13 protein-coding genes are annotated in these 21,352 nt (G+C 61.5%); 2 read left to right on the top strand and 11 right to left on the bottom strand.

Features of this window, described 5'->3' with window-relative positions; translation table 11 throughout:
* Positions 1–3 precede the first annotated feature (3 nt).
* On the bottom strand, positions 4–1,470 hold the full coding sequence (locus tag VGK27_12585; GenBank protein HEY3490939.1) for a radical SAM protein: 1,467 nt from the start codon (positions 1,468–1,470) through the stop codon (positions 4–6).
* A 106-nt stretch (positions 1,471–1,576) separates the two neighbouring features.
* Positions 1,577–3,559: a hypothetical protein gene (locus VGK27_12580; GenBank protein ID HEY3490938.1), complete on the bottom strand. Its 1,983-nt coding sequence runs from the start codon at positions 3,557–3,559 to the stop codon at positions 1,577–1,579.
* Between the two features lie 63 nt (positions 3,560–3,622).
* On the opposite strand from VGK27_12580, the gene VGK27_12575 reads away from it, so the two are divergent.
* Positions 3,623–4,990: a radical SAM protein gene (locus tag VGK27_12575; GenBank protein ID HEY3490937.1), complete on the top strand. Its 1,368-nt coding sequence runs from the start codon at positions 3,623–3,625 to the stop codon at positions 4,988–4,990.
* 50 nt (positions 4,991–5,040) lie between these two features.
* Here VGK27_12575 and VGK27_12570 read toward each other — a convergent pair whose 3' ends face one another.
* From VGK27_12570 to VGK27_12560, 3 genes are all read right to left on the bottom strand, one after another.
* Positions 5,041–6,813, bottom strand: coding sequence for a tetratricopeptide repeat protein (locus tag VGK27_12570; GenBank protein HEY3490936.1), 1,773 nt, complete (start codon positions 6,811–6,813; stop codon positions 5,041–5,043).
* Positions 6,814–6,934: 121 nt separating this feature from the next.
* Positions 6,935–8,062 (bottom strand): hypothetical protein, encoded by a 1,128-nt coding sequence (locus VGK27_12565; GenBank protein HEY3490935.1) that lies wholly within the window; start codon positions 8,060–8,062, stop codon positions 6,935–6,937.
* Positions 8,063–8,111: 49 nt separating this feature from the next.
* Positions 8,112–11,294: a fused MFS/spermidine synthase gene (locus tag VGK27_12560; GenBank protein HEY3490934.1), complete on the bottom strand. Its 3,183-nt coding sequence runs from the start codon at positions 11,292–11,294 to the stop codon at positions 8,112–8,114.
* A 79-nt stretch (positions 11,295–11,373) separates the two neighbouring features.
* Here VGK27_12560 and VGK27_12555 point away from each other — a divergent pair, with 79 nt between their 5' ends.
* The gene (locus VGK27_12555; GenBank protein ID HEY3490933.1) at positions 11,374–12,111 is read left to right on the top strand and encodes a dolichyl-phosphate beta-glucosyltransferase; all 738 of its coding nucleotides are present in this window, start codon (positions 11,374–11,376) and stop codon (positions 12,109–12,111) included.
* Between the two features lie 14 nt (positions 12,112–12,125).
* Here VGK27_12555 and VGK27_12550 read toward each other — a convergent pair whose 3' ends face one another.
* The 6 genes from VGK27_12550 to VGK27_12525 all read right to left on the bottom strand — a co-directional run.
* Complete coding sequence (locus VGK27_12550) at positions 12,126–14,201, bottom strand: tetratricopeptide repeat protein (protein ID HEY3490932.1); 2,076 nt, start codon at positions 14,199–14,201, stop codon at positions 12,126–12,128.
* A 4-nt stretch (positions 14,202–14,205) separates the two neighbouring features.
* A complete protein-coding gene (locus VGK27_12545; GenBank protein HEY3490931.1) occupies positions 14,206–16,095 on the bottom strand; it encodes a tetratricopeptide repeat protein in 1,890 nt (629 codons plus the stop codon).
* Entirely contained in the window at positions 16,092–17,672 is a 1,581-nt protein-coding gene (locus tag VGK27_12540; GenBank protein HEY3490930.1) for a tetratricopeptide repeat protein, read from the bottom strand. The genes VGK27_12545 and VGK27_12540 overlap by 4 nt, the downstream gene beginning before the upstream one ends.
* 89 nt (positions 17,673–17,761) lie before the next feature.
* Positions 17,762–18,967 carry a hypothetical protein gene (locus VGK27_12535; GenBank protein HEY3490929.1) on the bottom strand — a complete coding sequence of 402 codons (1,206 nt, stop codon included), beginning with the start codon at positions 18,965–18,967 and terminating at the stop codon, positions 17,762–17,764.
* On the bottom strand, positions 18,964–20,949 hold the full coding sequence (locus VGK27_12530) for a tetratricopeptide repeat protein (protein ID HEY3490928.1): 1,986 nt from the start codon (positions 20,947–20,949) through the stop codon (positions 18,964–18,966). The genes VGK27_12535 and VGK27_12530 overlap by 4 nt, the downstream gene beginning before the upstream one ends.
* A 204-nt stretch (positions 20,950–21,153) precedes the next feature.
* On the bottom strand, positions 21,154–21,352 hold a 199-nt coding region (locus VGK27_12525), incomplete at its 5' end, for a hypothetical protein (GenBank protein HEY3490927.1).

The following is a 21,352-nucleotide window of genomic DNA, read 5'->3' as shown; positions in this document are numbered from 1 at the left end:
GGATCACCCCGTCCCTGCCCGTTTGAATCGCAGCGATGCGATCCGCCGGCCAATTCGCGACGATGCTTCCTGCGCACAAGAAACCAGGGCACTCGCGAAGGGCATCAGCAGCGATCGGAACCCCATCCGCCGGAGAACGGGGATCAGGCGCCACGGAGCCAGGTAGATTTTCAGAAGACCGATCTTCTGGAGGCGAAGCAACATTTCGGGGCTGATGCCGTTGACCGCCATCACCGCGGAACCATAACGCTGGTAACGGGAATAATCGTGACTCAACAGTTCCAGCCCGTGCTCCCCGCGAAGCGCCATCCCGTGCAACTCGGTCCCGGGATAGGGCATCGCGATGCTCAGCGTCGAATGTTTCAGCTCACGGGTGTCCCTCAGGTAACGGATCGTCCGTCCAATGCTTTCACGGGTGTCGCCCGGCAGACCCAGCATGGCCGAGGTGATCGTCTCGACCCCTTGGCGTGTCGCGATCCGGCACGCATCGGCATAGGCCTCGAGCGGGACATCCTTCCGGATAATCTCGCGAATCGATTCGTCAGCGGATTCGAGGCCGAACGAAAGCCGAATCAGCCCGGCCCGTCTCATTGCCGCCATCAGCGCGTCATCCACCAGATTCGCCCGGGTACTCCCTTCGAACGTGATCTCGAGCTTTTCGCGGGCGATCGCTGCGCACAGTTCGAGCATGTACCCCCGGTTCAGCGTCAGCACGTCGTCGACGAAATAGAAATGGCGAACGCCATGGCGCTTGACGACCGACACGATCTCTTCGACCACATGGGCCACGCTGCGTCGCCGGACCCGGGTTCCGCTGATCTGGTTCGTGCAGAAGACGCACTTGAACGGGCATCCGCGCGACGCCATGATCGAAGTGTAGTTCAGGGTACCCTTGAGCGAACCGACCCGGTAGCGTTCCGTCTTGAGCAGGTGACGCGCCGGGGGCGGGAGCACGTCGAGATTGGGCGACGGTTCCGCGATGCCGGTCGAGATCACCCGGCCCTCTTTCCGGAACATCAGCCCGGGGATCCGGGCATACGCGTCCAGGTCCCCGAAATGGGCCAGGAACCGGTCGAACGACCGGTCGGCCTCTCCCAGGAAGGCCACGTCGAAATGGTCGTGAAATGCCTCCGAACCGAAAAGCGTGACGTGGAACCCCCCGATCCCGACGGGAACCTCCAGTTCCTTTCGGACGCGCGACGCCCAATCGGAGGTCATGGAGAAGATCGGCGTGGTGGCGGTAAAACCCACAAAGTCCGGCCCGAACGCCTTCAAGCGCTCGATGGTCTGTTCGGAAGTGAGCTGTTCGATCTCGGCGTCGACGATCAACGCACGGTGCCCTTGGGCTTCGGCCAGAGCCGCCAGCATCGCAAGGTTCAGGGGGGGGAAGGAGGAAGCCCGCCCGGCGACCTTGGAGTACCCGCCAAAAACGGTGGTCCAGTGGGGCATGACGAAGGCGATTTTCAGCAACTGGGTGGGCTCGTCTGTTTCCTGGGTCGACCGGTACCGGAAGGTCCGGTCTATCGGTCCGGATGCGGCTATTATACCGGAAATCCGGCGAATCCGCGGCGAATCGTCATCTGGAAGACGGGATCCGGAACTCCTTGACGCGCTTGATGCGGGCCGCTGAAACCACGGGGGCGTCGGAAAGCCGGACCTCATGGAGGCCCCGCAACGCGTCGTCGGTCGAAACGATGCGAAGCTCCAGCAGGTTCGTCCCGCCCCGAGAGAGGGGCAACCGCATCAGGATGACCCCATTGCGGACCAATGCCAGCGAGTCCCCGGAATAACAGACCCGATAATCGGCCCGGATGGCGGCCGGATCCGTGTCCGTCACATCCCACCAGTTCACCCCCGGGGAATTCCCCCCGACCAGGTTTCGGTCGATTCGGAAAACGTAGAATTCCCCGTCATTGTCACGAAGGAGGAGATCGAACGCCCCGACGCGATCCAGCCCGAAGCGAATCTCGTATCCGAAGGGAACCTTGGCCCCGAGGATGCATTTCCGCGGATTCCGTTCCAGGGCCGTCTGTTCCAGGCACAGGTTGATCAGCGGATCTTCGTCCTGGATTTCTGCCAGGGGGATCGTCTCCCCCGCCGACGGCGGATCCGGTATCCGGACACGGCACAATGCTGCGGTCGACTCGCCCGTTTCCATCAGGTACAACGGGTCCGCCTTCGGCCTGCGCGAACAGGAGTAGTCGAGGAGCAGGACGCTCCAGTTGCTCGGCAGGACGTCTCCACCGGAATAACAGTAGCCGGGGTTTTCCCTGAACCAGCTGCTCGTTTCCCTAACCAGGGAAATGACCGGGCGGATGATCTCCGAGTTTCTGGCCAGATCCCGGTGAAGCACAAAGACATGCGTCGCGATCAACAAGAGAAACGGGGCCGTGAACCGTGCAGTCAGCCGTTCCCGTCTCCCGGACAGCAGCACGAATATCATTCCCATGACGGCAAAGTGGGCGATCGCGTAATAATAGGTCGCCCCCCCGAGGTATTCCTCGCCCCGGGTCGACATCCGGAATGCACAAACCGCGCTGACGGTGAAAAACAGCATCAGGAAGAACGCGCCGGCGGTCGCCTCGAAACCACCGTCTCCAGACCGGATGCGCCGCACGAACTTCCAGGACGACAGGACAACCAGCGCGCTCACAGGAAGAGCGCACAGGCTCAATTGGAAGAGGGTCAGATTCCAGAACGGCCAGTAAAACAGGAAATTTTGGGTCTGGAAATCCTGGAATCGGATCGACCACGGCGACAACAGGGCGACGCCTACCGACCCGAGGTAATCCCGGATTCCTTTGAACAATCCGGCGCACGTTGCCCGATCGGCTGCCCCCAGGATATTCGGAACGGGATGCAAGACGTAGAAATCGAATGCGTTGAGCGCGAGCGACAGGAGCGCAGGAAAAAGGAAGGCGGCTCCGTTACCCTTGCGCGTCGCCTTCGGGCCCGCGACCAGGAAATAACCGGAAAGAGCCAGGGCGACCACGACGGCCGACTCGTTGAGCAGCGAAGCGGCCAGCACGCACGCCGCCGCCGCACCCGGTGAACGCCGTCTTTCTCCATGCAATAGAAGGACGGCCCCCAGAAGCAGGCCCGGCGCCAGCGAATAGGGAGCGATGTGTTGCCAGAGCACGATGGAAGCCCCGGCTGCGGAGGAGACCCAGATCAGCACGCCGACGGTTGCGGCGTAAATCCCGCAGAGCCGCCGGGCGGCAGTGAAAAGGATCGTGGCGGTCGCTGCAAACATGGCGCAACCAATGACGCCCTGAACGGCGAAATCGTGCCGGAACAGGATGTCCTCGACGGCGACGATCGCCATGTGGAGCGGCCGAAAGAGGTAGAAGTCTCCCGGAAACAGAACCCGGGTCCGGTTGTAGGAGAGCGCGCCGAGAAACCAGCGCCAGTCGTTGCGGTACAGCTCCCGCTCGAGCAGGAACACCGGGTGATCCTTCATGGGGAGAAGATCCAGGGCCGGCCAATACAGGACAAGAATCACACCGAACCAGAGGAGGTAGGTCCCCAGGCGACTCATGTCCGTACGCGGGATGGTCATCGAATTTTCATTGCTCGGGAGGATCCGGCCATTCAGGCCGCGATGAGATAGTATACTGGAAACATGAAGGTTCTGCTCGTCTTTCCCCGATTCCGTTACCCGTCCGGCGATCCCCCTCTTGGCGTGGCGATCCTGGCAGCGAGCGCCTCGAAGGTGCCCGGAACCCGGGTTAACATCCTCGACGGGACCTTCCTCGGGCGGCGGCGGCTCGAAGCCCGGCTGCTCGAGGAACGCCAGGACCTGTACGGGTTCAGCGTGATGACCTCGACCTTCCGGGACGCCTGCGAACTGGCCCGGTCGATCAAGCGGCGGCATCCGGACGCCCGTGTCGTCTTCGGCGGTCCCCACCCCACGGTCCTCCCGGAATCGACCTTGGCCGAATCGTCGGTCGATGCGATCGTCACCGGCGAGGGCGAGGGCCCCTTCCGGGAGATCGTCGCCCGGGGGGGCGCATTCGAGGGGATTCCCGGGGTCGCCTTCAAGCGGGACGGGCGAGTTGTCGACAACGGGCCGGCACCGGTTGCCGCAGATCTGGACGCGCTGCCATTTCCCGCTTATGACCTGCTCGACATGGCGCGCTACACCGCCCTCTGGTTCCAGATGGACGCGGTGTCGCCCGACCTCCGGGGAACGAACGTCCTGGCGACCCGGGGATGCCCTTTCCGGTGCAGTTTCTGCCAGCCGACCCTGTCGCGCCTGTTCGGAACCCGGCTGCGGAGACGCTCTCCCGACAACATCGTCCGCGAGCTGAGGATGCTCAAGGAGCGATTCGGAATCGGTGGTTTCATGTTCGCCGACGACACGCTGAACGTGGACTCCGCATGGCTCAAGTCCTTGTGCGGCGCATTGCTCGAGGCGCGCCTGGGACTTTCCTGGTCATGCAACATGCGGGCGGACCTTTTCAGGAGCGAAGACCTGCAACGGATGAAGGAGGCCGGCTTGAGGAAGGTGTTCATCGGGATGGAATCGGCCCAGCAACGGATTCTCGACGACGTTTACCACAAGGATGTGACCGTCGGCCAGGTCGAGGAAGCCGTCCGGATCGCCCATTCCATGGAGCTCAAGATCCAGGGATACTTCATGCTGGGCGCCCCGTCGGAAACGATCGAGGAGATCCGACGCACCGTCCGGTTCGCCTGCGCCCTGCCGATCGACGACGCCACCTTTTCGATCGCGACGCCGCTCCCGGCAACCCACCTCTACGAGATGACCCGGCAATCCATCGAACTGCCCGCCGAGGACATGGACTATTACCGGCGGTACGCCTACGGGAAACAGTTCGGGCTGGGGCAGCGGTCACTGACATACGAAAAAATAAGAGCTTACGGATTGTTCTATCTTTCCGGAGCGAGGAAGGCGAACCTGGCGAGGACGCTCTCGTCACGCCGGGGAATCCGGAACCTGTTCGCGAAACTCAAGCGACTGGGGTAGCCCCCGATTTTCCCGGACAACGCCGACGAGACCGATCGGTGGCGGCACGTCTATTGTTTCCGCGAACCCTGCCGGGCCTTGCCGAGGACCGCGAGCGCCGCTTGCGCCCCGGGCAAATTCGGGTCGAGCTTGAGGGCTTCTTCGATCTCCGCCCTCCCCTTGCCGGCCAGGCCCTGCCTTCCGTAGGCAATCCCGAGGGATAGATGCGCGGGCGAAATCCGGTCGTCCAGCCGAACCGCCTCCTCAAGTTGCGACACCGCCTGATCTGTCTTGCCCGACGCCAGGAGAACCTCTCCGAGCCTGTATCGCGCCACGGCATCGCCGGGAGTCGCCGCAACCAGGCGTCGGTAACTATCCGCAGCCCCGTCCCAATTCCCCCGCTTCTGCAAGGCGAAGCCCAGGTTGTAGAGATTCGCCTGGTCCTGCCCGCCCAGGGCGATCGACTTCCTGGCCTGCGCGATCCCCTCGTCGATCCGCCCCTTCTTGAACAACGAGGTCGCGAGCCAGGCCCGCGGCTCCGGTGCGTCGGGTGACTTCTTGACCGTGTCCTTCCAGATGGCTAGGTCGTCCGAAAACGCCGGAAGACGCAGCGCCGCGGACACCCCGTAGATTCCCGTCAACGCCGCAACGAGCACGCTGCGCCAGCCAAGGCGGGGCATTTCGCATTCGGTCAGCCGAACAGCGCACCAGGCCAGGATGATACAGAATCCGGCGGCGGACAGGTAGAGGTAATGCTCCCCGACAGGCGCCTTCTGCGCCACGGCGCGGGTCCCCAGCAGGATCGGCAAGATCGGGAGCATAAGCAGGGCAAGGGCCGACAAAAGAATGGGTCGCCTTCGACAGAGCAGCCAGGAGGCCGCCACGATTCCGGCCAGGAGAACGATCATGCCGGCAAGCTGCCATGGGGGAAGGGAAGAGACTTTCGGGAGCCACGGATAGAAATTGTGGTTGAACGGCCAGACAAGCTTGTGCAGGCACCAGAGGATCATCCGGGAAAATCCCGCAAACATTTCCCCGGGTGACAGGATCCCACCCTCCCTGAATTTCAGGAGATACCCGAGGGCCGCCGTCCGGATTCCGAGGTAGGCCGCGGTCACAACGCCACAGGGCAAATAACGCAGGAATATCGCTGTCTTCCCTGCCCGTTCGAAGCGCCGGAAGGATAGATCATGGCACAGGAAAAAAGCGGGGATGACGACGGCCGTTTCCTTGCTGAGCAACGCAAGGAACAGCGCAATAGCCGACGGGACGGAGAAGGAAAGGATTTCCCGGTTCGTCAAACCGGTCCGAAGAAAGAAGTGGATCGACATGAGACCGAACAACGTGTAGAGAAGCTCGGGAAAGCAGGCGGCAAACGCCACGGATTCCGTATTGACCGGATGCACCGCGAAAAAAAGCGCAGCCAGGAAAGGAAGGGTTTCGATCTGGCGCCGTCGACCGGGTTCATCATGCCATCCGGACTCGACGGCGGCGGAACGGGCAAGCCCTTCGGTCACGAGGTATACCGACAGGCAGCAAAGAAGATGCAGGAGAAGACTTGCCAGGTGGAACCAGAAGGGATTCGGGCCGAAGCACTGGTAAATGGCCAGGTATGCAAGGTGCATCAACGGCCGATAATAATTCGTCAGCCACCCTCCCTCGAATGCCCATACGTGACTCGAGAAGATTTCGGGAACACTTCGGAAATCCCGCAACCACCGGTTCGCGAGAATCTGCGTGTTGTCGTCGTAGATGAAGCCGTTTCCCAGGGAAATCGCATAGACTGCGACGCCGGCGAGAAGCACGAGGCAGAGCCGGGCTCTTCGCCGGGCAACGAGGTTCATGGCGACGCTATCCTTTTTCCATGAGCGTGATGACTTCGAAGGGATCGGAATGCAGCCGCTCGGGGTGATGCTTGGGAGCCCGGCCGGCTGCAGGCCGGGCTCCCGGGGATTTCGGCGATGATCAGTTGATCTTGCGAATCGTCTGGTTGCCGTCGGTCACGAAGAGACTGTGTCCGTCGGTCGTGATTCCGAAGGGCATGTTGAATCCCGCGGCAGCCCCGTTTCCGTCCACGGAAAGCGCCACGGCATTTCCCGCGACCGTGGTCACGACGCCCGTCGCGATCGAGATTTTCCGGATCCGATTATTCCGGTAGTCCACGACGTACAGGCTCGTGCCATCCGTCGTGAGACCCGCCGGACTGTTGAACGAAGCCCCCGTGCCCGTGCCGTCCGCGAAAGCCTGGGTCCCGGAGCCGGCCAGCGTCGTCACGGCGCCCGTGGCGATCACGACTTTCCGGATCTTGTGGTTGTTCCGGTCGGAAACGTAAAGGTTCGTCCCGTCCGTCGTCAGGCCCCAGGGGCCGTCGAACGTGGCCGATAACCCATCGGTCGTATTGTCATCTGCGCCAGGCAGGCCGGATCCGGCCAACGTCGTCACCTTGCCCGTCAAGATTTCGATCTTCCGGATCACATTCCCGCTATAGTCGCTGACGTAGAGGTTCGTCCCTTCCGTCGTAATCCCCCGCGGGCTGTTGAATTGCGCCTGCAGCCGGTCGATGTTGTCGACCGAGGCAGCGACACCCGTACCGGCGAACCGCGTCACGGCCCCCGTCGCGATCACCACTTTCCGAACGATGTTGCTGTCAGGTTCGGTCAAATAGAGGTTCGTCCCGTCGGTGGTGATGAACTGCGGGTATAGGAACGTCGTTCCTCCCGGCCCGGTCGTGTTGTCGTCCATCCCCGATACGCCCTCGGTTCCGGCAACGGTGGACACGGCGCCTGTCCCGATATTGACCTTCCGGATGAGTTGATTGCCCGTGTCGGACACGTAAAGGAAAGTCCCGTCGGTCGTGATTCCCTGCGCATCCATGAACGTGGCCGATGTCGCTGCCGTGCAGTCGATCGCCCCGGGCGTATCGGCGATTCCGGCATAGATCGCGACCCCGTTCGAAAGGGCCAGCGATATTCCCTGGATGGAACCGCCCAACTGGACTGGCTGCCCGACGACCGGTGCCGGATTCCCGCCCCCGCAATGCACGAGCATCGCGGAAGTGATCCCGATCGTCAGCAGGATCAAAATCTTTTTCATGGGTTTACCCCCTTGGGATTAAGTAATATTTTGGCGGGATTATATCACTCTACGGCGTTGGTGGAAAAACAGGTTTCCACCCCGGCGATCCTTTGAAAAAGGAATATGGCAGATCGCCTTTGTCCTGATTCCTGAACAGGGCGAGCTCTTCCGCCGCCTTTCGGGCCAGCGGACTGTTGAGCACCCGATAGGCCTGTGCCCGGGCGGAAAGGAGTTCCTCGTCCCACGGGAAATCGGGTTCGAATGCCGCGAGCGCGCCCGCCGCCTGCGCCGCGATCGGCGTGGTTCGAACAATCGCGAACAACCGGTCGGTGTTCTGCAGGGAAGCGGCAAAGGGCATCGAAAGGGCGTTTGCGATTTCCTGCCCCCGCAACCGGGACGTTTTTCCGATTTTCGGAGCCATGTCCTGCAGGGCGCGGTCAAGCACCGCCTCGTTCGCCCACGGCCGCCGGCGGAGCGCCTCGAAAGCCCCGGCAAGAGTTTTCGACGCCGCATCGAGCTTGCCCGTACGCCATAGCAATCTGGCCTTGATCAGCATCGCATCCACAGGATAGTCCGGGAAAAGCGGTTCCAGGCAACCCAGCGCCTCGTTCCGGCCGTGGTCGGCAAGACTGTCGGCCAAAACGATCCGTTCCAGCGCGTTTGCCGGCGACTGTTTCCCTGCGGGCCACCTGCCCAGGCAGGCCGCCGTATCGTAATTACGAAGGTAGCCGGCCACGGCCTCCCATCGACCGTTGCGGTCCGGATCGTCGACCAGCCCAAGGGGGTCGATGCCCCCGGCAACCAGCGTCAATCCCTGGTTGGCGTCCACGAGGGCACGATCGACGTCTCCCCCGAGATCGGGACTCCCGGCCTTCAGGACGCGGGCCATCCGGATCAAACCGGCAACCATGGAGCTCCTCGTTGCCATGACGGACCGGGCGAACCCGTACTCGACCCGGTTGCGATCGGCCGTATCGGGTGGCCAGCGCCCATCTGCGGCCACGAGATCGACCAGTGCCGCCCCTGCGACATGTCTCCCGAGAACGCCCTCGAGATCCTGCACGTACCAGGTTGCAGAAAGCGCTTCCCGGTAAGGCTCCGACCCTACCCTGCCCCTCAATACGCGCACATCGCGCATCGGGGTCGAATTGGTCGCCATGATCGCAAGGTCGACGCCGCCGACCGTCTGCCAGATTTCGACATGCCGGAAGCTCGACCGAAGCGTCGACAGCACCGTCCAGAGCGTTCCGGCGTCGATGTCATAGGTTTGAAGCCACTGGACGAAGATCCCGCCGTCGTTCATTTTACGGGCTGCCGCCTGGAAAAATTCCCGGGTGTATAGGGAAGCGATGCCCGCGCGGTACGGATTGGACGGTTCTGAGACGATGACGTCATATCTTTCTCGCGTGACGTTCGTGTATTCCAGTCCGTCCTCGACATGCACCTTCACCCGCGGATTGTTCATCGCATCCTGGTTCACGGCCGAGCACATTCGGGCGAACGCGATCACGGACGGCTCGATTTCCGCCACATCGACTCTTTCGATCGATGGCACGCGGGCGATCCAGCCGGCGGTGCTTCCGGTCCCGAGCCCGATGACGAGCGCCTTCCGGGGGGTGCCTGGATGGAACAAGGTCCCGAGAAGCCCCAGCATCACCTGGGTCGGCGCATCGCCGATCGCATTGCCGTCGACTTTCCCGTTCACGGTGAAAGCGAGTCCGTTTCGGGCCAGGACGGCGATGGACGCCTCCCGGCCTTCGAATTGCCGAAGGATGCCAATCTTCGAATTGCGCACCCAACGCTGGATTTCGCGGGCATCCGGGTTGGCCGTCGGGAAGCTGCCGGTTCCGATTCCGCCATGCCGCCAAACGGACGTCGGCCCCCCGGCAATGAGGGCGCCGCCCGCCATCATCGCCAGCGCGAGGGTCGCCCCGGTCAGGGCACGGCCTTTTTTCTGAAACGATGCACAGGCGAGCCCGCAAACCGCAAGAACCGATACCGCTGCGAGGCGCCAGCAATTCGATGCGCCAAGAAGCGGAAGCAGGAAGAAGCCTCCGAGGATGGAACCGGACACGGCTCCCGCCGTGTTCGAGGCGGTCACCCAGCCTGCGTGCGTTCCGACCCGCTCCCGCCCGCGGCCCGCGACCGCAAGCAGGAGGGGAAACTGGATGCCCGCCAGGAAAGCCGTCGGAACCACCACGAAGGCGATGATGACCATCCATCCTGCGACCGTCGCCATGAATCCGAACGGCCTGACGCTGCCGAAAAGGCCCGCCGCCAGCGCAATGCCGTCGCCGGTTGCAAACGGCAACGCCAGCGCCAGTGCTTCCAGCGCGCTGACCAGCGCCAGCGCGCCGATCGAAGAGCGCTTTCCGATCGGCTGGAAGGAATAGGCAATTCCCCCGGCACCGATCCCGAAGAGGACCGAAACCAGGATCAGCCCGAAGGTATAAGTCGTACCGCCCAGGATGGGGGCCAGCATCCGATACCAGACGATTTCGGCAAGGAAGAAGGCAAAACCGGCCAGGAACGCGGCGATGCACGCCAGGCGAGGCATGCCGTCCGGTGCCGACGTCGGCTCGTGTTTTTCGAGGTCGACCGGCTCGGGTTCGCAAGCCGGCATTTTCCGGGACAGGAAGAAGGCACCCGCCGTCAAGACGGCGTTGAGCGAGCATGCGATGAGGATGGTCGATCGCGCTCCGAGTCGTTCGAACAGAAAAAGGGTGGGCAGAGCAGCCCCCAGGATTGCCCCCAGGGTATTGAACCCGTAAAGGAGGCTCCATTTTCTGCGGCCGGTATCCTCGTCGTCCTCGATCGCCCGACCGAGAGCGGGGATCGTTCCCCCCATCGCAATCGCCGGGGCAAGGAGGACCAGCGTGGCAAGCCCCGTCCTGACCAGCGTCCTGGCGATTCCTCCTTCGAGGCCTCGTTCGAAAAACATCCCGTATGCCATCCCTGCGGCATGGAGCAGGATCGGCGACAAGGCGGCTCCGGCCGTGACGGCCAGTTCGAGTTGCGCGTAGAACCGCACCGGATTCCGGCATCGGTCCGCCCTGGGCCCGAGAAACAGCCCGCCGATTCCAAGGCCCCCCATGAATACGGCGAGGACGCCCGCGGTTGCCGGCATCGTCGCGCCGAGGATCAGCCGCAATTCCCTGAGCCAGTAAACCTGGTAGGCCAAGGCGCACATTCCCGAAAAGAACGCCATCAAGAGGATCGAATTGCGGGAGGCGGTCGAATTTAGCTTCATCAAGAGACCCTGTCTGGCACTATCATGGTTTCCGGTCGTCACACTATACCATCCGGCCGTTGATCAGCGAGGACATCGCTTGCTCGAGGAACACCATTCTACAGGCCTATCCGTCGTCGTCCCCGCTTTCAACGAAGGGAACCGGCTTGGCGAAACGATCGACCGTATCGTCCGGTACCTGGGCGATGCCGGGTGGACCTTCGAACTGATCGTGGTCGATGACGGAAGCTCCGACGATACCTTCGAGGTCGCCAGGCGATTCGCCGATGGGATACCGTCGGTCCGCGTGATACGCAACGATTCAAACCGTGGGAAGGGGTATTCGGTTCGCCGCGGGATGCGGGAGGCAAACATGCCCCTGCGGCTCTTCTGCGACGCGGACCTGGCCGCCCCCATCGAAGAGATCGAAAAACTGCTCCCGTGGTTTTCCCGGGGGTACGACGCAGTGATCGGATCACGGGCATGCCCCGAATCCGTGATCGAGGTCCGGCAGTCCCGGGTCCGCGAATTCATGGGCCGGTCATTCGGGCGAATCGTCCGCATGGCATTCGGCCTCGACATCATGGACACCCAGTGCGGCCTCAAGATGTTCACGGGCGATGCCGCGAAAGCGGTCTTCGGATTCCAGAGACTGGATCGCTACGCGTTCGACGTGGAACTGCTGGTCCTGGCGCGGCGACTCGGCCTCCGCGTCAAGGAGACAGGAATTCGCTGGCGCAACGTGTCCGGCAGCCACGTCAACCTGCTGTCCACCCCGTTGCAGATGATCGCCGAATTGCTGGTCTTGCGAAAATTTCTTGGAGGCAACAAACCGTAACGGCAAGACGGAAACTACTCCCCCACCGGCTTCCGCGCCTTTTCGAGCCGGTCCATCGCCGCGATGTTTCCGGGCTTCAGCCGCAGGACGTCCCGATAGCGCTCGCGCGATTCCTCGACTTGGCCGCTCGCCTCCAGCGCCGTGCCCAGCGCGAGCATCGCGTCCGCATCGCTTCCCCCGCTCTCCCGGACCGCGATCCGGAAATGCGCGATCGCCTCGGATGGCCGCCCCAACTGCATCAGCGTCGCCCCGACGTTGTACTGCGCCTCCGGATCGTCGGGCGCAAGGCGAATCGCCTCGCGGAACCGCGGGAGCGCTTCCGTGAGTCGCCCCAGTCTCACGAGCGCCAACCCGATTTTCTTGCACGCGTCGGAATCGATCGGGCGTATCCGGGTCGCTTCCCGGAAATGCCGAAGCGATTCTTCCTTCTTGCCGAGTCGCCCCAAGGCCACGGCCAGATTATAGTGGGCCTCCGGATCATCCGGACGAAGCGCCAGCGCCGCCCGAAAGTGCCCCAGCGCTTCGCCGAGACTGCCTTTCCCCGCCAGCGCCATCCCGACCCGGGTGTGTCCGGCCGCATCAAGCGCCGCATCTTCGCCCCGGGGGGCCGTTTTTGAAAGCGTTTCGCTCAGGAGAATTTGTGCCCGGGTATCTTCGGGATGGAAACGAAGAACTTCCCTGAACTGCACTTCGGCATCCGCGTCACGGCCCTGTCGGGCATCCGCCATCCCGATTTTCATGTGCGTCTCCGCGTAGCCCGACCGGATTCGCGCCGCCTCTCGAAAATGAAGCACCGCCGACCGGTCGTCGCCCGAATCGAGGGCGGCGTCGCCCAGCACCAGATGGGCGAGCCAGTTGTCGCGGGTCGCATCCAGCGTGTGGGCGAATAGCGGGACCGGCCCCCGCCAGTAACCGACCTGGAACCAGGTGCATACGGAAAGCGCCACCAGCCAGGCGGCCGCCAGGAAGGCGACGACCGGCGCTCGGATCCGCCATCGGTTGACCAGTTCGCTTCCGCCCCACGCCGCGACGACAAACAGTCCGATCATCGGGATATAGGTATATCGGTCGGCCATCGCCTGTCCCCCGACCTGAACGAGGCCTATCACTGGGACCAGCGTGCCGATGAACCAGAGCCATCCGACCGTCAGCCAGGAACGGGTTCGTGCCTGGGATATCGCCAACACGGTGATCGCGACGAGCAGAACACCCGAGCCGATGATCCGGGCCGTGGAGAGCGATTCCAGCGGGTGCGGGTAGAATACCGCCAGGTTCGAGGGCCACAACGCCTTCGACAGGTAAAGGGCATAAGCATTCAATGCGTTGGCGACGCGGATCCCAAGCGGGAAATGACCGATCGATCCCACGGCGCTGTCGGAAATCTGCGCCGAGATCGTGGCTGCGGAAGCGGCCGCCGACATGGCGATCATCGGGATTTTCTCGAGGACGAGGCGCGGCAAGGAAGCCCCGTTTTTCGCGGTTCGCCCGAGCGGCCAATCGTCGAGCAACAGCAGCACGAACGGCAGCGTGACGAGCATCGGTTTCGACATCAAGCCAAGCCCGAACAGCAGGAGAACCCCGATGTATCGTCCCGCGCCGGGACGCGACGCGTAGCGTCCGTAAGCGATCATCGTCAGCAACCCGAAGAAGGTGCTGAGCACGTCCTTGCGCTCGGCGAGCCACGCGACGGACTCGACGTGCAACGGGTGCACGGCGAAGAGGGCGGCGACCAGGGCGCTTTCGAACACCTTTCCGGTCATGCGCCTGAACAGGTGATACAGCAGGCCGGTGTTCAGCACATGGAAAATGACATTGACCAGGTGATGCCTGCCGGGAGCCATCCCGAACAATGAGACATCCGCCATGTGCGACAGCCAGGTCAGCGGGTGCCAGTTGGCCTGGTCGAAGGAAGAGAAGGCCCACAATACCCCGTCGAGCGTCAGCCCGTCCTGTACCGCAGGATTGCGGGAAATGTAGTTCACATCGTCGTAATAGACGAAGCCGTAACCGCCCGTTCGGGCGTACAGCAACAGGATGACGGTCGAGAGCGCGAACGGGATCAACAGTTGGACGGATGGTCTTCGTATCATCGGTTCATCTGTTTCTCTGCCGGATCGCCCGCAACCGGGCCCGGACCTCGTTATCGCCCGGGTTCAGCCTCGACAAGGCTTCGTACTCCCGGACGGACTCGGGAATGCGCCCCAGCCGGTAATAAACCGAGGCCAGCGAAAACCGGGCAGCCACGTCGCGCGCATCGTGTTTCACGGCGCGTTCGAACCAGGGAACGGACTCGGCGTCCCGACCCAACTTCACATAGGCAAGGCCCAGGTTGTACGATGCGTCCGCGTCGTCCGGATTGGCCCGCAATGCCTGGCGGAATTGCTCCGCCGCCTCTTCGAACTTGCCGAGACCGGCGAGATAGAGACCCGCGCGATCGTGCTCTGCTGCCCCTTTCCCGCTTCTTCCGTCGGGTTCGGGCCATCGGCTCGGCGGCTCTTCCGCCCTCCCCAGTTTCCTGAGAACCCGCCACAAGTTGAAATTCGCCTTGGCGTCGTCCGGAAACAGGCGCACGGCTTCGCGCAGCTGCGCTTCGGCCGCGCCGAGCTTGCCCTGTCGTTCGTATACCAACCCCAGGTTCAGGTGCGCGTCGGGGAAATCGGGATGGATCCGGAGCGCTTCCTCCAGATGGCGGATAGCGGCATTGTCGCTTCCCTGCTCGAATGCGGCCGCCCCAAGAACGGTATGCGCGAACGCATTCCCTTCCGTAACCTCGACCGCGCGCGCAAACAGCGGTCCGACGCCCCGCCAGTAGGCCACCTGGTTCCACGTGCAAGCACAAAGAGCCAGGATCCAGGCCAACACGCCCCCGGCGACCATGCGGTGCGGCATTCTCAGCCGACCGGCCAGCTCGCTGCCTCCCCACGCCAGGATCAGGAAAAACCCGACCAGCGGGATATAGGTATATCGGTCCGCCATCGCCTGCGTGCCCACCTGGACCAGCCCGATGACCGGCACCAGCGTCCCGATATACCAGAACCATCCGACGGCAAGCCAGCGCCGCTTTCTTCCCGCGACGACCGCAAGGACGGTCATCGTCGCCAGCAGGATTCCCGAAACCGCCACCCTGACGGGCGACAGCGTCCCCATCGGATGAGGGTAGAATACGGACAGCCCAACGGGAACAATTGCCTTGGACAGGTAATCCACATAGGCCACGACCGCGTTTCCCACCCGTATCCCGAAAGGGAAATGCACGAGGGACCCGATCGCGGCGCCCTCCCGTTGCGCCAGGATGGTCAGCACCGAGCCTGCGGCGGACAGGGCGAACAGCGGGACCTTCTCGAGCAACAGCCGTCGCGCGGATGCGACCGTCAATCGTTCGAGCGGCCAGTAATCGATCAGCAGCAGGCAGAAAGGCAACGTCACCAGCATGGGCTTGGATAGCAACCCCAGCGCGAATGACCCGAGCACGGCGGCGTAACCCGCGGCGCCGGGAAACGCCGCATATCGCAAGTAGACCCGCATCGTGGCAAAAAAGAAGAAGGTGCTGAGAACGTCCTTCCGCTCGGCGATCCAGACGACCGATTCCACGTGCAACGGATGAACGGCAAACAGCGCGGCAACCAGGCCGCTTTCCCATATTTTCCCGGTCAGCCGGCGGAACAGGTCGAACAGCAGCAAAGTGTTCGCGAGGTGGAACAGCAGGTTGACGAGATGGTGACCGCCGGGATTCACGCCGAACAACGAGACGTCGGCCATGTAGGACAACCAGGTCAGCGGGTGCCAATTGGCATTGTCGAACGTGGTGAAGGCCCAGGCGAGATTCCCGGCCGTCAGCCCCCGATGGACGGCCTGGTTCTCGATCACGTATTCCGTGTCGTCAACCTGGATGAACGGGAAATGGGCGACGCGAAAATAGAGGAGCGTGACCAGCAAGGCGAGCGCAAGCGAAATCGCGACATGCAGCGGGAGTCGACGCGTCATGGGGCCTTCGGATACTTGCGCCGGATCGTCTCAAGCCGCCCCCGCGCGTCGGTGTCGGAGGGGGCCAGGCGTATAACGGTCTCGTACTCGCGCACGGAATCGGCAATGCGACCCTGACGGAAATGAAGCGCCGCCAGGGCGAAATGCGCGACGAAGTCGCCCGGGTTCTCTTCTACGGCCATCTCGAGATAGATCCGTGCCTCGTTATCTTTCCCCAGCTTCGCATAGGCGGTTCCCATGTTGTACGCCACGCCGGGGTATCCCGGGTGAAGCGCAAGGGCCTCTTTCATTTCATCGATCCCTTCCGGCAGCTTTCCTCCTTCCAGTAGCCAGTAGCCCCTCTGGAAATGAATCGGCGAAGTATCCCCCAGCTTGTCGCTGACATCCTGCCACAACGTCGCGTCGCTCTTGTAGACGGGATTCCGCGCAACGGTCATGGCTGACAGCAAGGCAAGGAACATGACCGCTCCCCAGGCGATTGCTGTGCGTTTCCCGGGAGATCGATGCCACCAGGAGGTCGCGAAACCGGAAACGATGATGGAATATCCCAATGTCGGGAGGTACAGGTTGTGTTCGCCGAACAGGGTGGCCAGCACCGGCGGGTACAGGACCGGGGCAAGCGGCAGGAACAGCAGCGCCCACCCCATCGACAGGCGGCGGTCGCCTCTCGACGATCCAAGGGCAAGGATGCCCGCAGCCCCCGCCACACCCGCCATGAGGAGGAACCCGGGATCTGTCGCGGACGTGACCGGCCGGATGATGTGGAAGAAATTCAGCCGGATGGGTGCGACCAGGCAACCGACATAACGTCCGGCCAGGAATACGGCATTCATGCCCGTCTTGAGCAGCGGCCAGTCCTGGTGGGACCGGGACGGGGCGATCGCGCCGAAGGCATGAACCCGGAGGATCAGGTAAACGGCAATGACTGCCAGGAATGGCATGTAGCCCGGAGCCTTGCCGACAATGAGGCTCCTGAAGCTCGAGTCGCGGGGCTTCGAGATCAGGTCCCCTGCCACGATGACCGGGAAGACCATGATGGCGGTCTCCTTGCAAAGTAGCCCCGTCAAGGCGCACGCAGACGACAACAGGATCGCCCCCCATCGTCGGACATCGGGGGCTTTGGGGATGCCGAACGGGTAAGCCAGCAGCGCCAGGATGAAAAACAGGCTGAACAGCAGTTCGGGGATGGCCGCGATCAGCGCCACGACTTCGGTGTGGATGGGGTGTACCGCAAAAATCGCGGCGGCGAACGCGGCAAAAACAAGCGCCTCACCCTCGTCGGCGCAATCGGAGAACCGGGACAGCTTGAGGGCCAACAGGAACGACAGGGTCGCGTTCGCCGCGTGGCAAGCCACGTTGACCAGATGGTAGCCGAAGGGGGAAAGCTCGGAAAACCGGTAAATGGCCGCATAGGCCAGATGCATGAGGGGGCGATAGTAACTGCTTCCACCCCGGCCCCAAAATCCCCAGGCAGGATTCCCGAATATATCGCGGAGATGGCTGAAATCGCGAATCCATGGGTTGTTCTCGACCTGGAAGTGGTCGTCGTATACGAACCCGTTCGGCAAAGCGTTCAAATATACCCCTGCGGATACCAGGAAAATAAGACCTGCCCATATTTTGGCGCGGCCGAACGATTTTCCCGATATTCCAGGCGGCATCGGAATCAGTCTTTGGCTTTTGACGGGGAATTCATCAGCTTCCTGGCCTTTTCGACGATCTCCCGATCGGCCCCGCCGACCTCGGCAGCCGCCATGAAATGATCCTTGGCGGATTCCGTGTCCCCCGATTCAAGCGCGGCTTCACCCCGGGCTACGTAAAAGGTCGCCAGACCCGTTGCCAACAGCGGGTCTTTTGGATACTTGGCCAATCCGGCAAGAATGACGCGTTCCGCCTGGTCGAACATGTTTTTCCCAAAGAGATATTCGGCGATTTCCGCATAGGCGCGACGGTAGAGCGGATCGGTCGAAACCGCGCGATTGACCCACTGCAGTGCGAACGGGACGTCGAGATCCCGGATCGCCATCATGGCGATCTTGATGCAGGTCGACGGATCGTTTTGTCCCTGTTCCAGGAATTTCTTGTAGTGTTCGAACGCCTCGGGATACTGGGAGAAAAAGTAGGCCAGCTCTGCCGCGACAAAATCGCCCCATTTGGGAGGAAAACCTGTCGCGAAGCGATCGGGGTCGGTCAACATCTCGCGATATAAGCCCTCCAGATACCCCAATTCGAGCGGATAGTCCGACCGGCCGACGGCATCAAGCAGGAGCAGGCTGCTCGTTTCGACCTGCCGATCGCGAAACGTCAACAGCAACTTCCGGGCAAGTACAGTCATCGGATTCTTTATCGCGTTTTGCATATCCTGAAAAAAGGCACTCTCGATCGCCACGACACGCAGATCCACCTTATCGGGAATCCCCGGCAATGTCGTGAAAGTCACCGGCATTCCCCCGATTTTCCCGTGAAATGTCCCATTATCCAGCGTGAAGCCGGCCCGGTCCGACTCACCCACCCCATCCTGCTTCAAGGTGGCGAGCAGCGTCACGAGCCTTGCTTGCGTCAAGACGTTATCGAACGGGAGTACTAGTATGCAATTCTTGAGGAGTCCCTCTTCCTTGAGCGGCAACAACAGCGATGAAATGAAGTCGGTTCGGCTCAGGATCAGGAGTTTTCCTCCCGCGGCAGGAAGATCGGCCGCGAGACGATCGTGTGTTTCAAGCAGGCTGCGCGTCGTCCAGAGCGGGGCAGCCGATTCCCTTCCGAGCAGGAACGGCTTCGCAAACGCGTTGCCCGTTGAACCGATCCACAGGAGACACGAGAAGAGAACGGGAAAGAACGTTTTTATCCGTTTTCGTCTTCGGATATTGCTCATGGCTGTCTCTCCCTTTCCTTCAATGTCAGTGCGATCGCGAGATTACCGCGTGCCACCGAATTTGCGGGGTCTATCTTGAGCGCCTTGCGAAAAAGGACAATCGCCTGATCCAGCCGCCCCAGCTTGCCGAGTGCGATCCCGAGATTGCCGAGGATCTCCACGTCAGCCGGCCGGATGGCTGCCGCCTTTTCATAGTTCGCAACCGCATCCCGGACCGCCCCCGTTTTTTCGAGTGCGAGAGCCAGGTTGTAATATGCCGACGCGTCAAGCGGGGAGTACTGCGTCACCGATCGAAATCGTTCGATGGCCTCCCCATACCGCCCCGTCTTGGCAAAGGCAAGTCCCAGCTTCATATTCCCGAGGATATCGTTCGGAGTGAAAACCAAGGCATCCTGGAAGGTTCGGATGGATTCCTCCATCCTGCCATCGTGGAAAAGGATCATCCCCTTGGCCATCAGAACATAAGGATCGTCGACGATTCCATTTTGTGCCACGATCCGCACATGCTTGTATCCCTCCTCGAAGTTCCCCCGGTCGATCAGGGAACATCCGAGGAAGAGACGCGCCTTGGTGTGTTCCGGGTTTATCTTTAATACATTCCGGTAAAACTGCTCTGCTTCGGCGATACGCCCCAGCATGTGGCAAGCGATTCCCATCCCCCAGTTCGCCATTTCATCGTCCGGTTTTTCGTGGAGCGCCTGGGCGAATTGTCCAACCGCCGCGGCAGGATTCCCGTCATTCAGGTAACTGCCCCCCATATTGATGTGCCCCAGCCGGTTCCATTTCGGGACGACGCGAATCATGTGGCCGAAAAGCGTGTAATTCGAACGCCAGTACCCGACCTGCTTCCAGGTCGTCAAAGACAGGAGGCAGATAATCGAAACAGCCAGGCAGGCAAGGACGTTTTTCGGGAGACGATATCGTTCCCACGCATCGGCGGTTCCCCAGGCGATGATCAGGAACAGTCCGGTCATCGGCAGGTAGGTATATCGATCGGCCATGGCCTGGGATCCGACCTGGATCAAGCCGATGACGGGGACCATTGAGCCCAGAAACCAGAACCATCCGACCGGCAGATACCGTTTCGTTCTAGAGAATCGGACCGCGAAACCCGTGATTGCGATCAGCAGGCATGCCGCCCCTGCGATTTCCCATGGAGGCAAGACCAGGCCGGGGTTCGGGTAAAAGACGGCGAGCGAGGACGGCCAGTACATCTTGCCCATATATTTCAGGTAAGCCGTCAGGGCGTTGCCTATTCTTGCCCATAAAGGCAACGCATCGAATGCGATCAGTGCTTCCCCTTTATTTTGAGCCCACAGGGTCAAGACACTCGATAAGATCGAAAGAACCATCATAGGAATCTTTTCGATCAACAAACCGGTGAAAGCTTCTCGTGCCCCGAGTGATATCCTGTCGAACCTATCCAACGGCCAATAGTCCAGCAACAGCATCAGGAATGGGAGCGTCACGAGCATCGGTTTCGACATCAGACCGAGCACAAACAAAACAAAAACAATTCCATATCGAAGACGGGACTTTGTTTTTACATAATACGTATAGTGCCAAAGCGCGAGCAAGCCGAAGAACGCGCATAGCAGGTCTTTTCGTTCCGCGATCCATGCCACGGATTCGACATGCAGAGGGTGGATCGCGAACAGTGCCGCGCTAAAAGCGCATCGCCAGATGACTTTCCCGTTGGTCATCCGATCCAGCAATCGGAAAAGCACCAAGACATTCAACACGTGGATCAGGAGGTTGACCAGATGATGGGGCCCCGGGGCCAGCCCGAACAACGAAACGTCAAGCATGTGGGAGAGCCAGGTCATCGGGTGCCAATTTGCGGCCATCGAGGTGGTAAAGGCACGAATCACGCCTTCATGCGTAAATCCGTACATGACCCATCGATTTTCGGAAACATATTGCGGATCGTCATATATCAGGAATTGGCATTGACTGATTTGCGAATAGACAGCGCACGTCATCGCTGCAAGTCCGATCGATATCAGGAGAGCCCGTCGATTCATATCCGATTCCGGGAACATTCGTTTTTGGGTTCATGATCCGAAACTGCATACAAACAAGGGAAGCGGGTTATTCCCCCGCTTCCCTTGGATACCGCTTGAACGCTTTCAGATAAATCGGGTTTATTCCTCCCGGCGGGTAACCGGGCCCCGAATCGTGTCTGTTTACTTGACGGTCGGCACCACCGTCGCCAGCGTCTGGCCGACTTCGGCGTTGTCCCAGTATTCGACCAGCGTCTCGCCCATCGTCAGGTCGTAAGGGGCATCGATGGTCTTAATCTCGCTGCTCCGCCCGACCGTGTAGGAAACGATCGGCTCGCCCATCAGCACCGTATCGCCCTTCTTCTTGAGCCATTTCTCGATG

The organism is Candidatus Deferrimicrobiaceae bacterium (assembly GCA_036504035.1).
Classification (GTDB): domain Bacteria; phylum Desulfobacterota; class Deferrimicrobia; order Deferrimicrobiales; family Deferrimicrobiaceae; genus JANXPS01.
Note: the sequence above shows the minus strand (reverse complement) of the source record. Positions and strands in the feature narration are given on the sequence as shown.

Coding starts and splice junctions, on each gene's coding strand:
- VGK27_12545 (HEY3490931.1), bottom strand. CDS start 16,095: ATGACGCGTCGACTCCCGCTGCATGTCGCGATTTCGCTTGCGCTCGCC.
- VGK27_12575 (HEY3490937.1), top strand. CDS start 3,623: ATGAAGGTTCTGCTCGTCTTTCCCCGATTCCGTTACCCGTCCGGCGAT.
- VGK27_12565 (HEY3490935.1), bottom strand. CDS start 8,062: ATGAAAAAGATTTTGATCCTGCTGACGATCGGGATCACTTCCGCGATG.
- VGK27_12550 (HEY3490932.1), bottom strand. CDS start 14,201: ATGATACGAAGACCATCCGTCCAACTGTTGATCCCGTTCGCGCTCTCG.
- VGK27_12560 (HEY3490934.1), bottom strand. CDS start 11,294: ATGAAGCTAAATTCGACCGCCTCCCGCAATTCGATCCTCTTGATGGCG.
- VGK27_12530 (HEY3490928.1), bottom strand. CDS start 20,949: ATGACGTGCGCTGTCTATTCGCAAATCAGTCAATGCCAATTCCTGATA.
- VGK27_12580 (HEY3490938.1), bottom strand. CDS start 3,559: ATGACCATCCCGCGTACGGACATGAGTCGCCTGGGGACCTACCTCCTC.
- VGK27_12570 (HEY3490936.1), bottom strand. CDS start 6,813: ATGAACCTCGTTGCCCGGCGAAGAGCCCGGCTCTGCCTCGTGCTTCTC.
- VGK27_12535 (HEY3490929.1), bottom strand. CDS start 18,967: ATGAGCAATATCCGAAGACGAAAACGGATAAAAACGTTCTTTCCCGTT.